Raw genomic sequence first — 15,431 nt, 5'->3', positions numbered from 1 at the left:
TTGGTGATCAGATTCTGACCGCACGACCATCGTTCCGTTGAAGGCGGACACCGCGCGAACGGTATGCCGCAGGAAGAAGGGCGATTGTGCCATAGGTCGAAACGCATGACAGCGCGCTGCCAGCTGATTGAATCGATGCGGTAAAACGGACCGTTTCTCGCGACTGAAACAGGGAAAAAGGACCGCACACCGATGCGAATCGCTGGTTTGTCCCTGCCGATACCCCTCGCTTTAGAGGTTTACATGTTTACCGTATGTATACGTAGTAGCAGTTAACAAGGATCTCCCATTTCTGTGGATAACTCGGGTTTACCGCGTCCGATCAATGGTTTGGAGAAAGCAAAAGCGGATCGCGAAGTTGTGAGCCGACACCCCGCAACTCGGAACAACTTTGTCGCGCGGCGCGGTGCGCGCAAGTTGTCCCGTTTACGCCCACACGCAGTTCACAGCGCTTTCGATTCTTCTTCGCACGGTTATCCACAGGTCGTGGTGGATAACTCCGTATCACAGCTTCGCACCGTTATGTCAAATCGCCGTGGCGCAGCGCGCGCAAGAGAAAACGCGCGGGATCGAGCGCTTCGGCCAGTTCGCGTTCGATCGGCCAGGGATCGCCTTCGATCTGCGAGGCGATCAGTTCCGCAGCGAGCGCCGACCACACGAGACCGCGCGACCCGAACGCAAATGCGCCATAAAGACCCGCGGCGCGCGGCAAATCGAGCGGCCACGCGCCCGAGAGGCGTTTTGCATCGGCACGCGCTGCGGTTTCGTCGGCGAGCTGGCCGATCATCGGCATGCGGTCGCTCGTCACGCAGCGAAACGCGACGCGTCCTTCGACGTGCCGCGTCGGGTCGATGCTGGCTGCAGGCAGCATCCGCGCGATGCGCTCGATGTTCTCCCGATGACCGGCCGCGCGGATTTCGCGGTCGGTGCTGTCGATGTCGTAGGTCGCGCCCGTCAGCGTGCGACGCGGCGCGAGGGGCACCGCGTAGCCGTCGCCGATCACCGGCACCCGCAATGCGTCGAGCGGCGTGTCGTCGAGCACGGTCAGCTGGCCGCGCACGCTGCGCGTCGGATCGCAGTGGAGGGCGGCGAGGCGCTTAGCATCGTGGGCGTTCGCGAGCACCACGACCGGCGCCTGCGCGATCAGCGCTCCGGCGGTATCGAAGGCGCGCCACGCGTTGCCGTCATGCTCGATGCGCGCGACTTCCGTGCCGAAGCGGCGCGTGAGCCGTTCGCCCGAGATCGCGCATTGCGCCGCGCAGACCGCAGCCGGCGAAATGGCGCCGCCGTGCGGGAAGAACCAGCCGCCGCGCGCGACCTCGACGCCCGCGATCAGCGACGCGTCCGTCGGCGTCGTCGCGACGGCGTAATCCTGCGGTAAGCCGAAGCGTCCGATCGCATCCGCGATGGCGAGTGCGTCATCGGGCGAATCGGCGATCTGGAGCAGTCCGTCGCGCGTGCGCCGGAGTTCGTGGCCCGCGCCTTCGAGTTCGGTCCAGTGGCGCAGTGCGTAGAGAAACGCCGCCCGCGTGAGCCGCGCGGCGATGCTGTCGTCGCGCCAGACGATCGGATGAAACACGCCCGCCGGATTGCCGGACGCGTCGCGGGCGACCTCGGTGTTGCGGTCGACGAGCGTCACGCGCCAGCCGCGCGCAGCGAGGCGCGCGGTCACCGCACAGCCGGCCAGACCTGCGCCGATCACGACGGCGTGGCGGTCGCTGTCGATACTGGCCGGAGCCGGCGGCTCGTGACGACGCACGCGCCAGCGCGGCGCGAAGCGGGCGGTCAGGATCGCTTTCACCGCAGGATCGCAGACGAAACCGGCCGCTTCCAGCGAGCGCTGCAACATCGGCTGCGGTTCGGCGGCAAGCGTCGCGTTATCGCCGGCGATGCGCGCCAATGGCTTGCAGACCGCGCGCGGATCGACGCTGTGCTCGGTTCGGAGATTGAAGGCGTCCGCGCGCAGCCAGAGCTTGCTCAGCACGTCCGGGTTCTCGCCGATGGCAAGCGTCAGCACGACGCGTCCAGCTTCGAACTCCAGGCGATGCACGCCAGCGACGCGCATCGGCCATGCGTTCGAAAGCAAGTCCGTCAATGGTTCGAAGTCCGCGGTCGGTGCGTGGTCGAGCGTTGAGAGCGACCCGGCCGATACGAAATGCAAACGCTCGCATCGCGCGGGATCGGCGCGCCATGCGGCCCACGCTGCGAGGAACGCGCGGCCATCGCCGAACTGCGTATCGACGATCGCGAAAGTGCGTCCTCGCGCCCAGGCGCGCGGCAAATCATGGGCTTCCAGGAGGGTATCGGTCATTCAATCGGTGCGATGCGGCGCGCGGGCCGCGTGGAAGGTGGGAAGCAGGGCGGCTTCACGAAGAAGCCATGCGCTGCATCGCGTCGCGTGCGGCGGCATCGATCAGCAAGGGCTCGAGCGCGTAGCCCGCCGCGCGCCATGCGGACAGGCCGCCCGCGAGCGGCGCGACATCGGCGAAGCCATGCGCCTTCAGCGCTTCGCTCGCGAGTGCGGCCGAGATCTCGTTGGGGCAGTCGCAATACATCACGAGCTTGCGGTCCCGCGGCAGAGAGGCGAGTTGCGGCACGACGTCGCCATCGCGCAGCGCGAGGGCACCGGGAATCACGAACGGATCGACCGCGCGTCCCATCTCGCGGCGCACATCGACGATCACGGGCGGCGGCTCGCCTTCGAGCAGCGCGCGCAACTCGCCGATGTCGATGCGTGTCACGCGCAGGCGACGGATCAGCGACATGCGGCGCCACCAGCGCACGGCGACATACAGCGCGAGCGCCACGCCGACGACCGCGATCGCACCGCGTCCGAGCCAGTCGAGCCACGCGAGGATCGTATCGACGGCGGTCGCGAACATCGTCCCGAGCGCGACGCCGAGCACGGCCCACAGCGCGCAGCCGATCGCATCGTAGAAAAGGAAGGTGGCGAAGCCGACGCCCGTCGCGCCCGCCACGGGAATCGCGAGAGTCGAGAGGCCGGGGATGAACTTGGACACGGTCAGGACCCGCACGCCGAAACGTCCGAAGAAGCCGAGGCTGCGCGCAACGCAGGTATCGCGCGACATCGAGAGCGTGCAGAGAAAGCGCAGCACGCGCGAGCCATAGCGCTGGCCGAGCCAGAACCAGAGGATGTCGCCGATCAGCGCCGCCACGACAGCGACCACGACGATGGCGATCAAAGGCAATTGGGGAAGCCACGCAAAGGGCGAAACGGGGCCTGGATCGAGGCTTGCTGCAGCGGTGATCGCACCCGTCAGAACCAATGTGGGTAAGGCTGGGAGGGGTAGTCCCAGTGACTCCAGCAGAACGTTGGCAAAAACCAACGGCAATCCGTATTCGACGATCAGCTCGCGTAGCATGGACTGGACCCAGGGACAAAACGGCTGCCAAAAGGCAAAACAGGCTCAAAAATTAAGGGTAAATCTTTGAAACCCTTATCCTGATTGGGTTTGCGCTGCGTTATGATACCAAGCGCCGCATGGAGAGACGGCAGTACGGGAATGGTGTGAAGCGCGAAGCCAGATCAGTGGCCGGGGGCGCCGCAATGCCGCTACCACTCGACTGCATGGCCCGCGCACGTATAATCGGCGCGTTCGCGCTGTTCGTGTCAACCTAAACTGATAAAGGAACCTTAATGAACAAACAGGAACTGATCGACGCCGTGGCCGCTCAGACCGGCGCCAGCAAGGCTCAAACCGGCGAAACGCTGGACACGCTGCTCGAGGTGATCAAGAAGGCTGTATCGAAGGGTGACGCAGTGCAGTTGATCGGCTTCGGCAGCTTCGGCTCGGGCAAGCGCGCAGCGCGCACCGGCCGCAATCCGAAGACCGGCGAATCCATCAAGATTCCGGCGGCCAAGACCGTCAAGTTCACGGCTGGCAAGGCGTTCAAGGACGCAGTAAACAAGCGTTAAGGTCTATTGCCGATCGTCGGCGACCGGCTGTCGGTTGACTGACCGGGCCGCCCTGACGGGCGCCAGGCAGCAAGTTGTACCAGTTGGAAATGACCCGCCGCAGCCGGCGGGTTTTTTTTGCCTGCGAATCGGCGCGAGCGAGTCCTTGCACTGGCGTTAGCGCCTAGTGCATGGGATGTCCGCAATCGCAGTCGTCGCCATGATCGTGATCGTGCTCATGTTCCTCGATGTCCCATGAAGGGAACGGGTCGCTGAACTGCTTCCATCCCTCGGGCCCAAGTGCCCATTCCTCGTCGGTGAGAACGCAGGCATCGAACTTGTCGTGCCACGCGTACACATCCAGATCGATGCCGATCAAAACCAGTTCCTGACGACGGTCGCCGACTGTCATGTCGTCGGGATCGCCGTGCCAGTCGGCGACGATTTCCGCTTCCAGTTCTGCATCGCCCGTCGGCCATTCGCTGCGATCCTGCGCCGCCCACCAGATGCCCGCCGGATCCTGACGGCATACGCCACCGGCTTGCGACAGCGACCCGCCGATATCGTTGCGCGTCGCGAGCCAGAAGAATCCCTTGGCGCGCAACACGTGCGGCCATTCTTCGTTCAGCAGCGCCCACAACCGTTCTGGATGAAACGGCCGGCGCGCGCGATAGACGAGATGCGCGACGTCTGCCTGCCCGGCCTCGGGGTCCGTGTCGAGCTGATCGTGCAGCGTCATGAGCCAGCCGGCAGCGCTCGCGGTTTCGTCGAAATCGAAGCGCTCGGTATTCACGACCTCGCTTACCGGCACATCGGCGAAGCGCGCGTCGAACAATACGGCGCGCGGGTTCAGCGCCTGCAGGACCTGCTTGAGTCGCGCAAGCGCTTCGGTCGAGACGAGATCGACTTTGTTCACGACGATCACATCGCAGAATTCCACCTGCTCGACGAGCACCTCGACGATCGTGCGATCGTCGTCTGCGTCGTGATCGCTGTCGCGCTCGATGAGCGATCCCGTGTTTGCGTAGTCGCGCAGAAAGCTCGATGCATCGACGACCGTCACCATCGTGTCGAGGCGTGCGATGTCCGGGAATGCGACTTCGCCTTCGCTCTCGGCAAGCGCGAGATGCTCGGCGACGCGAATCGGATCCGTCGCGCCCGACGACTCGACGACGATCGCATCGAAACGGCCTTGCGCAGCGAGCCGTTCGATCGTGACGGCGAGATCGTCCGCGAGGACATGGCGCTCGCATCCTTCCGACATCTCGGCTTGTCCGGCATCGCCCCGATCGCTGACGATCGCAGCGATTCGCACACCCTCGCCGTTGGTGAGCAGGTGATTCAGGAGCGAGGTTTTGCCCGCGCCGAAGAATCCGGAGAGCACGGTGACTGGCAATGGCAGAGAGTTCATCGCAATGAGGGAAGTGAGAGTGGGGCAAAGGCGCGCAGGGTGGACGCGTGGCGTCGCCGGGCGCGAGCGCGCGTCAGGGCTCGAAGAGGGAATTGTGCATCAAAACGCGGGGGACGCAGTCGCCTGAAATCGCGCAATCTCCCGCAAGGCCGTGGCGGCCTTTCTGTCAGCGCGAAGCCTGGAGCAGCTTCCAGCGGCTCAGGATGTCGATGATCTGGCGGGAGTACTTGTCGCGCAGCGCCGGGGTCTCGGAATGGTAGGCGCCGACGGCCTGCCACGTATTACCGTACTTGTTCATCTTCTGGCGCAGGTGCCACGCCGCGACGTAGACGCTCTTGCACGGCTCCATCAGCGTGCCGCTCGAAATGCCGTACTGCGAAAGCGTGTTGAGATGGATCGAGTTGATCTGCATCAGGCCGTAGTCGGTCGAACCGTTGGCGTTCTTGTTGATGGCATCGGGCTTGTTGTGTGATTCCTGCCACGCGATGGCCCGCAAGATGAGCGGGTTGACCTTCTGATACTTGGCGGCTTCGTCGAAACAGTCCGCGTGCGCGGATGCGGCCGCCGTCCAGGCGCCGAAACCTATCGCAAACCATCGCAGGAATTTTTTCATCGTATTTCCATCCACTCGCCCGCTCGGAGCGCAACACCATCTCTGCCGCACGGAGGAACGCCGGGCAACACTGCCGCCGCGCGTCGTGCGCCATCGGGAAAAACCCGCCTCGACACCCGCCTCCTGTGAACTGCATCCGCCCGTATCATAACGGCAGACTATTGCCCGGATAAGTTAGCCATCAGACATACGCAGGGAGTCGCGCGCCAAAACCCGGCAGGGGGGCCCAGGGGGTGGATGAAAGATAGCCGATCCATCGGGAAAAAGCTGGTCTGGCGCGCACCAGTTGTAAACGTCTGAATAATAAGCCCTCCGGAGCGGTTAAAATTCACGCTTTCGGCATAAATGCGTGGCAAATCCGCAAGGCCTTCCAGTTGTCTGACGGCAATCTTCGCGGAAGCTTGAGGCGTTTCAGTGGTTTGGAAGCGGCCGCGCACAGCCGACTCATTGTGACAATGCAGACATTAAAAGCTGCTAAGGTTCACGTTTTTAGGATGCGGGCAACGACGGCGGATCAGGCCTGAAATCGTTGTCGGCTGGCGCTTTCGGCAGGTTTGACGGCACGTTGCAGCCGGCTTCGGGCGTAGGCGCCCTGGCCTTGAAATCACACTCCATGAGAAGAAAACGTATGGCACTGCGTCGCACCGCGACGGCACTGCTGGTGGCAGGACTTGTCACGGCGCAAATTGCACACGCGCAGGTGACGCTGAATTTCGTCAACGCGGATATCGATCAGGTCGCCCGCGCGATCGGAGCGGCGACCGGCAAGACGATCATCGTCGATCCGCGCGTGAAAGGGCAGTTGAATCTCGTGTCGGAAAATCCGGTTCCCGAAGATCAGGCGTTGAAGACGCTGCAGTCCGCATTGCGGATGCAGGGCTTCTCGCTCGTGCAGGATCATGGCGTGCTGAAGGTCGTGCCCGAAGCCGACGCGAAGCTGCAAGGCGTGCCGACTTTTGTCGGCGACTCGCCGTCCGCGCGCGGCGACCAGGTGATCACGCAGGTTTTCTCGCTGCGCAACGAGTCGGCGAACAACCTGCTGCCGGTCTTGCGCCCGCTGATCTCGCCGAACAACACGATCGCCGCCTATCCGGCCAACAACACGCTCGTCGTGACGGATTACGCCGACAACGTGCGGCGCATCGCCAGCATCATCGCGGGCATCGATACGGCCGCCGGCCGCTCGGTCGATGTCATCCAGCTGAAGAACGCGAACGCGATCGATATCGCCGAGCAGTTGAACAAGCTGCTCGACCCGGGCGCGGTCGGCAGCAACGATGTCACGCTCAAGGTGACCGTCACGCCCGACCCGCGCACCAATTCGCTGATGCTGCGCGCATCGAGCGAAACGCGCCTGCGCGCGGCCAAGCAGCTCGTGATGAAACTCGACTCGCCGACGACGCAGCCCGGCAACATGCACGTCGTCGCGCTGCGCAATGCCGACGCCACGCGCCTCGCGAAAACGCTGCGCGGCATGCTGGGCAAGGGCGGCGGCGGCAACGACACGTCGAGCAATACGTCCGGCGGCTCGAATGCGTCCAACGCGTTCAACCAGAATTACGGGTCGTCGAACTCGACCGGCGTCTCCGGCACGCCGCCGCTGCCGGGCGGGTTGTCGGGCAGTTCCGGCTCGGGCTCGGGCAACAATCCGATGTCGGGCGGCGGCACGACGAAGGACAGCGGCTTTTCGAACAAGGACAGCGACACGAGCGGCGACCAGCAGGGCGGCATGATCCAGGCCGACTCCGCGACCAATTCGCTGATCATCACCGCATCCGAGCCGGTTTACCGCAACCTGCGCTCGGTCATCGACCAGCTCGACGCGCGCCGTGCGCAGGTGTACATCGAGGCGCTGATCGTCGAACTGTCGGCGACGACGAGCGCGAATCTCGGCATCCAGTGGCAGGGGCTCCTGATGTCGAATGGCGGCAACAACGCGATCTACGGCAGTTCGAGCTTCGGTTCCGGCAATTCCAACATCGTCGACCTGACGCTTTCCGGCAACGCGATCGCGCAGAACCCGTCGGCGCTGTCGGGCACGACCGGGCTGCTCGCGCAGGGCCTGAACGTCGGCCTGCTGCACAAGTTCGGCAACTTCTTCGGGCTTGGCGGCCTCTTGCAGGCGCTGTCGACGTCGTCGGACGCGAACATCCTCTCGACGCCTAACCTGATCACGCTAGACAACGAGGAAGCGAAGATCGTCGTCGGCCAGAACGTGCCGGTGGTGACGGGCTCGTACGCGACGCCGACCGCCAACACGGCCACGTCCGTGACGGCGTTCAACACGTTCGACCGGCGCGACGTCGGCGTGACGCTGCACGTGAAGCCGCAGATCACCGATGGCGGCATCCTCAAGCTGCAGCTCTATCAGGAAGATTCCACCGTCGACGCGACGACGACCAACAATCCCGGCGGCGTGACGATCAACACGCGCTCGATCCAGTCGACCATCCTCGCGGACGACGGCGAGATCGTGGTGCTCGGCGGCTTGATGCAGGACCAGTACAACGCGGGCAACAGCAAGATTCCGCTTCTCGGCGACATTCCGTGGATCGGCAGCCTGTTCCGCAGCGAAAACAAGACGCGCACGAAGACCAACCTGATGGTGTTCCTGCGCCCGGTGATCGTGCGAGACCAGGCGACGTCCGGGCAGATCGCGACCACGCGCTACGACTATCTGCGCCAGCAGCAATACGGCTCGACGACCGACAACCGCCTCATTCGCGACAAGGACGTGCCGGTGATTCCGCCGCCGCCGCCGGGTCCGAGCCAGGGCGCGGTACCCGCGCAGAATCTGTTCAACTGGAACGACACGACGCGTTCGCAGAACGGCAGCACGACGCTGCCGCAGGACCCCCACGCAGGACCGGCGCCCGGCGCGCCGCAGATGCAGCAGGCGCCACAGGCGCCGCAAGGCCAGCCGCTGACGCCGGGCGCGAACGGTGTAAGCAACTACGCGGTGCCGAACAACAACTCGGTCCCTGGCATGCCAATCAATAACGACGTGGGGGCGCGGCCGTGAGCACGGCACAGGCGCCGGGCGGCGCGACCGTCACCGGCAGCGGCGTTCCGTCGCCGCTTGCCGCGCGGCTCGTGCCGTACGGCTTCGCGCGCACCGGGCAGATTCTGGTCGCGCACCAGCACGCGGAAAGCATCGAAGTCTGGATCAGCGACAAGACCAGCGACGCCGCACTCGCCGAAGTCGCCCGCAATTTCGGTGCGCTCACGATCGTGCGCGTGAAGAGCGACGAACTGTCGGCGGCGATCAATTCGGCGTATGCGCGCAACGACGGCAGCGCGGCGCAGGTGGTCGGCGAGGTGGAAGGCGAGGTCGACCTGTCGCGCCTGATGCAGGACATCCCGGAAGTAGAGGACCTGCTCGAATCGGAAGACGACGCGCCGATCATCCGCATGATCAACGCGCTCCTCACGCAGGCCGCGCGCGAGCAGGCGTCGGACATTCATATCGAGCCGTTCGAAAATGCGTCGGTGGTGCGGTTTCGCGTCGACGGCACGCTGCGCGACGTCGTGCGCCCGAAGAAAGCGCTGCATGGCGCGCTGATCTCGCGGATCAAGATCATGGCGCAGCTCGACATCGCGGAAAAGCGGCTGCCGCAGGACGGGCGGATCACGCTGCGAGTCGGCGGCCGGCCGGTCGACGTGCGCGTCTCGACGCTGCCGACCGGCCACGGCGAGCGCGCTGTGCTGCGTCTGCTGGAAAAGGATGCGCAGCGCCTGAATCTCGAAACGCTCGGCATGGCACGCGACACGCTCGTCCATTTCGACAAGCTGATCGGCCGTCCGCACGGCATCGTGCTCGTGACCGGCCCGACCGGCTCCGGCAAGACGACCACGCTCTACGCCGCGATGTCGCGCCTGGAGACGACCACCACCAACATCATGACGGTGGAAGATCCGATCGAATACGACTTGTCGGGCATCGGCCAGACTCAGGTGAACGAGCGGATCGGCATGACGTTCGCGCGCGCACTGCGCTCGATCCTGCGGCAGGACCCGGACATCATCATGATCGGCGAAATCCGCGACCTCGAAACGGCGCAGATTGCCGTGCAGGCATCGCTGACGGGCCACCTCGTGCTCGCGACGCTGCACACGAACGACGCCGCGTCGGCCGTCACGCGTCTCACCGACATGGGCGTCGAGCCGTATCTGCTGGCTTCGTCGCTGCTCGGCGTGCTGGCGCAGCGGCTCGTGCGGCAGTTGTGTCCTGTGTGCAAGGAAGCGCGCGTCGAAAACGGCGTGACGCACTGGCATCCGGTCGGCTGCGATCGTTGCGGGCAGTCGGGTTACTCGGGACGTCGCGGCGTGTACGAACTGCTGCTGATCGACGACGCCCTCCGGCCGCTGATCCACCGCAACGCCGCCGACGCCGAGATTCTCGCCGCCGGCCGCGCGCAGGGAATGCGCACGCTGCGTGAGGACGGCAATCGCTGGCTCGAATCGGGCGTGACGTCGCTGGAAGAAGTGCTGCGCGTGACGGGCGGAGACTAGCGCGATGCCGGCTTTTCGTTTCGAAGCGATCGATCAGGCGGGCAAGACGCAAAAAGGCGTGCTCGATGCCGACAGCGCCCGCGCCGCGCGTGGCCACCTGCGCACGCAGGGGTTGACGCCGCTCGTCGTCGAGCCAGCGGGCAGCCGGACGCGCGGCGAACGCCAGCAGCGTTTGTCGCTTGGACGGCGGCTGTCGCAGCGCGAACAGGCCATTCTGACGCGCCAGCTCGCGAGCCTGCTGATCGCCGGGCTGCCGCTCGGCGAGACGCTCGCGGTGCTCACCGAGCAGTCGGAACGCGACTACATCCGCGAACTGATGGCCGCGATTCGCGCGGAAGTGCTCGGCGGCCATTCGTTCGCGAACGCGCTCGCGCAGCATCCGAAGGATTTTCCCGAGATCTATCGCGCGCTGGTCGCGGCGGGCGAACATACCGGCAAGCTCGGGCTCGTGCTGTCGCGTCTCGCGGACTACATCGAGCAGCGCAACGCGCTCAAGCAGAAGATCATCCTCGCGTTCACCTATCCGGCGATCGTCACGCTGATCGCGTTCGGCATCGTCACGTTCCTGCTGAGTTACGTGGTGCCGCAGGTCGTCAATGTGTTCGCCAGCACCAAGCAGGCGCTGCCGGTCCTGACCGTCATGATGATGGCGCTCTCCGGCTTCGTGCGCAGTTACTGGTGGGCGGTGCTGATCGGCGTCGTGCTGCTTGCGTGGATCATCAAGAGCATCCTTGCGCGCCCCGGTCCGCGGATGGCGTTCGACCGGTGGCTGCTCACCGCGCCGCTCGTCGGCAAGCTCGTGCGCGGCTACAACACGGTGCGCTTTGCGAGCACGCTCGCGATCCTGACGGCCGCCGGCGTGCCGATCCTGCGCGCGCTGCAGGCGGCGGGTGAAACGCTCAGCAACACGGCGATGCGCGAAAATGTCGACGATGCGATCGTGCGCGTGCGCGAAGGCACGTCGCTGTCGCGCGCGCTCGGCAACACGAAGACGTTTCCGCCGGTGCTCGTGCACCTGATCCGCTCGGGCGAAGCAACCGGCGATGTCACGACGATGCTCGACCGCGCGTCCGAAGGTGAAGCGCGCGAACTCGAACGTCGGACGATGTTCCTGACGAGCCTGCTCGAGCCGCTCCTGATCCTCGCGATGGGCGGCGTCGTGCTGGTGATCGTGCTCGCGGTGATGCTGCCGATCATCGAACTGAACAATATGGTGCAGTAATGAACGCCCTGCAAACCCGCCTTCTCACGCTCGCCGCTCTGGCCCTTTTCTGCGTGACGATGACCTACTGGGTCGTCACGCTGAGTTCGCGCAAGACCGCGCCGTCGCCCGCCGCCGAAGCGGCGCGCGCGCCATCGGTAGAACAGGCGGCGACGATTTTCGGCGGACAGTTGCAGACGCAGGCCAACCAGGACGTGCATCTGTTCGGCATTCTGGCGCTGCAGCACGGCGCGGCCGCGATCGTCAGCTACGGCGGGGAGCCGGCGCGTGCGATCTCGCTTGGCGGGCCGCTCACGCAGGGCGTGAAGATTTCCGAAGTGCGCGCTCGCTCGATCATCATCGACCGCAACGGCGTGAAATCCGAGGTCTTTCTGCCCCAAAACGCCCCCGGTCCGACGATTTATGTGCGCTGACAAGACCCGGGTCAAGGCGTTTGAAAGCGGGCGCCGGCCGGACCTATAGAATGCTCTCCTGCCCACGCGCGCAAATCCGCGCGGGGCGTTTCCCTGGCGCATCGGGCGCCCTTCGAACGAACAACATCTTCATCGAAACGAGGTAGTAGTCATGCAAATGTGGACGAAACGCCGCATGGAACTTTCGACGGCGCAGGCACGCCGCCAACGCGGGTTCACGTTGATCGAGATCATGGTGGTGATCGCGATTCTCGGCATTCTCGCCGCGCTGATCGTGCCGAAGATCATGAGCCGTCCGGACGAAGCCCGCCGAGTCGCGGCCAAGCAGGACATCGGCACGATGATGCAGGCGCTCAAGCTGTATCGGCTGGACAACGGCCGTTATCCGACCCAGGAGCAGGGCTTGCGCGCGCTGATCGAAAAGCCGAGCACCGAACCTGTGCCGAACAACTGGAAGGACGGCGGCTATCTGGAGCGCCTGCCGAACGACCCGTGGGGCGGCCAGTATCAGTATCTGAATCCGGGCGTGCACGGCGAAATCGACGTATTCAGCTACGGCGCCGACAGCAAGGCGGGCGGCGAGGGCAACGACGCCGACGTCGGGTCCTGGCAGTAAGCATCGGCGAGCGAGTGTGAGTGAACGGGTAAGGCCCATCCGCGTGACAGGCAAGGCGCTCCGGCACACCGGGGCGCGGGGTGAGGCTCAACCTCAGGCCGGCTTCACGCTCCTGGAAATGCTCGTCGTGCTGGTGATTGCGGGCTTGCTCGTGTCGCTCGCCTCGCTGCAGCTCACGCGCAATCCGCGCACCGATCTCAACGAAGAGGCGCAACGGCTCGCGCTCCTGTTCGAATCCGCCGGCGACGAAGCGCAGGTGCGTGCGCGGCCGATCGCGTGGCAGCCGGTCAACGGCGGCTTTCGCTTCGACGTGCGCACCGACGACGGCTGGCGTCCCTTGCGCGACGATCTGTTTCGCGCGCGCCGCTGGGAAGGCGGCGTGACGAACGTCGAAATCCAGTTCGCCGGCACCGACAAGTCGGTCGGCCGGCTCGTTTTCGGTACCGAAGCCATCGACGCGCCAATGGAAATCACGCTCGTCTCGCCGGTCGGGCGCGCGACGATCGTCGGCACCGGCAACGGCCGCTATCAGGTGCGGTGATGCGAGCCTCGACGCCCGTCCGTGCCCCTTCCCGCGGCTTCACGATGATCGAGGTGCTGGTCGCGCTCGCGATCATCGCGGTGGCGCTCGCGGCGTCGCTGCGCGCGGTCGGCTCGCTCGCAACCGGCGAGGCGGACCTGCATCGGCGGCTGCTCGCCGGCTGGAGCGCGGACAACGAACTCGCGCAGTTGCGGCTTTCGCGCGCGTGGCCCCCGATCGGCTCGCGCAGCTTCGACTGCTCGCAGGGCAATCTGCGGCTCGTCTGCACGCAGCGCGTCTCCGCGACGCCGAATCCGATCTTCCGACGCGTCGAGATGTTCGTCGCGACGCCGGGACGCCCCGGCAATCTCGCGCAAATGGTTACGGTGGTGGCGAATGAAACGAACCGTTCGCTCTGACGTCCGCGCCCGCGGTTTCACGCTGATCGAGATGATGATCGCGATCGCGATTCTCGCGGTGATCGCGGTGCTGTCGTGGCGCGGGCTCGACCAGGTGATTCGCGGCCGCACCACGATCACGAATGCGATGGAGGACGAGCGCGTCGTCGCGCAGCTGTTCGACCAGATGCGCATCGACGCGCGTCAGGCCGCGACCGACGACCAGGCCGGCCAGCCGGCGATTTCGATGAGCGCCAACCGCCTGCAGGTCGTGCGCGGCATGTATACGCCGGGCGGGCCGCCGCGGCTGCAGGTCGTGCGCTACCGGCTGACGGACGGGCGCATCGTGCGTTTCGCGTCGGCGCCGCTTGCGAACGTCGGCGAGGTGCGCCGGGCGCTCTTGGCCGCCGACAGCGCCGACGGCTGGAGCGCCGTGCCGCTGATGGGCGGCGTAGGATCGTTCGCGACGCGCGTCTACATCACGCAGCAAGGCTGGACGACGCAGATGGGCGAAGTGGCGTCCAAGGTCACAGAGAACGACAACAACGTGAAAGTGCCGCAACTCGGCGACGGCCCGCTTCCGCGTTCCGTCACGGGCGTTCAGGTCGCGGTCGGCGCGGGCAATCTGCAGGCGCCGATCACGCGCGTCTTCCTGGTCGGAGAATGACGATGACGGGCAGAACGCGTTCGGACAAACAGAGCGGCGTCGCGATCATCAGCGCGCTGCTGGTGGTCGCGCTTTCCGCGATTCTCGTCTCGGGCATGCTGTGGCGGCAGGAAGTGCAGATTCGCCGGATCGAGAATCAGCGGCTGCTCGCGCAGGCCAACTGGATCTCGCGCAGTGCGCTCGACTGGACGCGGCTGATCCTGCGCTCGGAGGCGGACACGTCGCCGACCGTGACGTATCTTGGCGGCGTGTGGGGCGTGCCGATCGCGAAGACGCGACTTTCGGACTTCCTCGGACAGATCGGCGAGGTGCGGGCGCAGCAGGGCGCGCAGACGTATCTGTCAGGCTCGATCGAGGACGCGCAGGCGAAGTTCAACCTGCGCAATCTGGTTTCGACGCCGACGCCCGGCGTGCTGACGATCAACGTCCAGCAGATCGCGGCGTTCCAGCGGCTCTTGACGCTCCTCGGGCTGAACGGCTCGCTGGCGAAGACCACCGCGCTGCAGATTCGCGCGGGGCTCGCGCAGTCGGCGACGCGGTTTCAGGTGGCGTCGGGGGCGGCGGCTTCGTCGCCGGAAGCGGCCATGGCGGCGATTGCGCAGGGCGGGGGCACGGGCGGCGGCAATTTTACCGACGATCCCGGCCTGAAGGACGCCGACAGCAACGCGCCCGTCGCGCCGTTGCAGGTGATCAGCGTCGATTCGCTGCTCGACGTGCAGGGTTTCACGCCGGACGCGGTCGAGCGCCTGCGCCGGTTCGTGACCGTGCTGCCGACGACGACGGCCGTCAATATGAACACGGCGCCGCCCGAGGTGATCGCGGCGGTGGTGCCGGGGATGAATTTGTCGCAGGCGCAGGCGTTCGTCGCGCGCCGCGAGACCGTGTTTTTCCACGATGTCGGCAATGTTCAGCTCGCGCTGAACGGGGCAGGCGTCAAGACAACGTCGATCGATCCGATCCTGCTCGACGTCACGACGCGCTATTTTGTGATCCACGGGCGCGTCGAGCACGAGCGCGCGCAGGTGGATCGCACGACACTGATTTATCGCGACCCGACGACGCACACGACGCGCATCGTCTATGTCCGCGACCAGCAATGACTGATTCACCGCATGTTTGAACGTCCAATGATGAGAGAGAGCG

At 65.4% G+C, this 15,431-nt stretch carries 14 protein-coding genes; 10 read left to right on the top strand and 4 right to left on the bottom strand.

The features are described from left to right. Nucleotides 1-520: 520 nt before the first annotated feature. Nucleotides 521-2,311 carry a bifunctional tRNA (5-methylaminomethyl-2-thiouridine)(34)-methyltransferase MnmC2/FAD-dependent 5-carboxymethylaminomethyl-2-thiouridine(34) oxidoreductase MnmC1 gene (mnmC, locus tag AWB81_RS00645; RefSeq protein ID WP_062631969.1) on the bottom strand — a complete coding sequence of 597 codons (1,791 nt, stop codon included), beginning with the start codon at nt 2,309-2,311 and terminating at the stop codon, nt 521-523. Between the two features lie 55 nt (nt 2,312-2,366). Beyond that, the gene (locus AWB81_RS00640) at nt 2,367-3,383 is read right to left on the bottom strand and encodes a VTT domain-containing protein (protein ID WP_062631968.1); all 1,017 of its coding nucleotides are present in this window, start codon (nt 3,381-3,383) and stop codon (nt 2,367-2,369) included. Nucleotides 3,384-3,658: 275 nt separating this feature from the next. Between AWB81_RS00640 and AWB81_RS00635 the strand changes: the two genes are divergently transcribed. Further along, nucleotides 3,659-3,937 (top strand): HU family DNA-binding protein, encoded by a 279-nt coding sequence (locus tag AWB81_RS00635; RefSeq protein WP_008352404.1) that lies wholly within the window; start codon nt 3,659-3,661, stop codon nt 3,935-3,937. 163 nt (nt 3,938-4,100) lie between these two features. Here AWB81_RS00635 and AWB81_RS00630 read toward each other — a convergent pair whose 3' ends face one another. Beyond that, complete coding sequence (locus AWB81_RS00630) at nt 4,101-5,327, bottom strand: GTP-binding protein (protein ID WP_062631967.1); 1,227 nt, start codon at nt 5,325-5,327, stop codon at nt 4,101-4,103. A 166-nt stretch (nt 5,328-5,493) separates the two neighbouring features. Further along, nucleotides 5,494-5,940 (bottom strand): lytic transglycosylase domain-containing protein, encoded by a 447-nt coding sequence (locus AWB81_RS00625; RefSeq protein ID WP_062631966.1) that lies wholly within the window; start codon nt 5,938-5,940, stop codon nt 5,494-5,496. A 628-nt stretch (nt 5,941-6,568) separates the two neighbouring features. Here AWB81_RS00625 and gspD point away from each other — a divergent pair. The 9 genes from gspD (at nt 6,569) to gspK (ending at nt 15,388) form a co-directional block, all read left to right on the top strand. Continuing rightward, entirely contained in the window at nt 6,569-8,962 is a 2,394-nt protein-coding gene (gene gspD, locus AWB81_RS00620; RefSeq protein WP_062631965.1) for a type II secretion system secretin GspD, read from the top strand. After that, nucleotides 8,959-10,452: a type II secretion system ATPase GspE gene (gspE, locus tag AWB81_RS00615; RefSeq protein WP_062631964.1), complete on the top strand. Its 1,494-nt coding sequence runs from the start codon at nt 8,959-8,961 to the stop codon at nt 10,450-10,452. Before gspD ends, gspE begins: the two co-directional genes overlap by 4 nt. 4 nt (nt 10,453-10,456) lie before the next feature. Next, complete coding sequence (gene gspF / locus AWB81_RS00610; RefSeq protein ID WP_062631963.1) at nt 10,457-11,674, top strand: type II secretion system inner membrane protein GspF; 1,218 nt, start codon at nt 10,457-10,459, stop codon at nt 11,672-11,674. After that, entirely contained in the window at nt 11,674-12,087 is a 414-nt protein-coding gene (locus AWB81_RS00605; RefSeq protein WP_062631962.1) for a hypothetical protein, read from the top strand. Before gspF ends, AWB81_RS00605 begins: the two co-directional genes overlap by 1 nt. A gap of 151 nt (nt 12,088-12,238) precedes the next feature. Continuing rightward, nucleotides 12,239-12,703 carry a type II secretion system major pseudopilin GspG gene (gene gspG, locus AWB81_RS00600; protein WP_062631961.1) on the top strand — a complete coding sequence of 155 codons (465 nt, stop codon included), beginning with the start codon at nt 12,239-12,241 and terminating at the stop codon, nt 12,701-12,703. Between the two features lie 43 nt (nt 12,704-12,746). Next, nucleotides 12,747-13,244, top strand: coding sequence for a GspH/FimT family pseudopilin (locus AWB81_RS00595; protein WP_235025679.1), 498 nt, complete (start codon nt 12,747-12,749; stop codon nt 13,242-13,244). Then, nucleotides 13,244-13,642 (top strand): type II secretion system minor pseudopilin GspI, encoded by a 399-nt coding sequence (gspI, locus tag AWB81_RS00590; protein WP_062631959.1) that lies wholly within the window; start codon nt 13,244-13,246, stop codon nt 13,640-13,642. The genes AWB81_RS00595 and gspI overlap by 1 nt, the downstream gene beginning before the upstream one ends. Next, on the top strand, nt 13,620-14,288 hold the full coding sequence (locus AWB81_RS00585; RefSeq protein WP_087134707.1) for a prepilin-type N-terminal cleavage/methylation domain-containing protein: 669 nt from the start codon (nt 13,620-13,622) through the stop codon (nt 14,286-14,288). Before gspI ends, AWB81_RS00585 begins: the two co-directional genes overlap by 23 nt. A gap of 2 nt (nt 14,289-14,290) precedes the next feature. Next, entirely contained in the window at nt 14,291-15,388 is a 1,098-nt protein-coding gene (gene gspK, locus AWB81_RS00580; protein ID WP_235025678.1) for a type II secretion system minor pseudopilin GspK, read from the top strand. The last annotated feature ends 43 nt before the right edge of the window (nt 15,389-15,431 follow it).

Source organism: Caballeronia arationis, from assembly GCF_001544975.2.
In the GTDB taxonomy this organism is placed as follows: domain Bacteria; phylum Pseudomonadota; class Gammaproteobacteria; order Burkholderiales; family Burkholderiaceae; genus Caballeronia; species Caballeronia arationis.
This window is presented reverse-complemented; position numbering and strand designations above follow the sequence as displayed.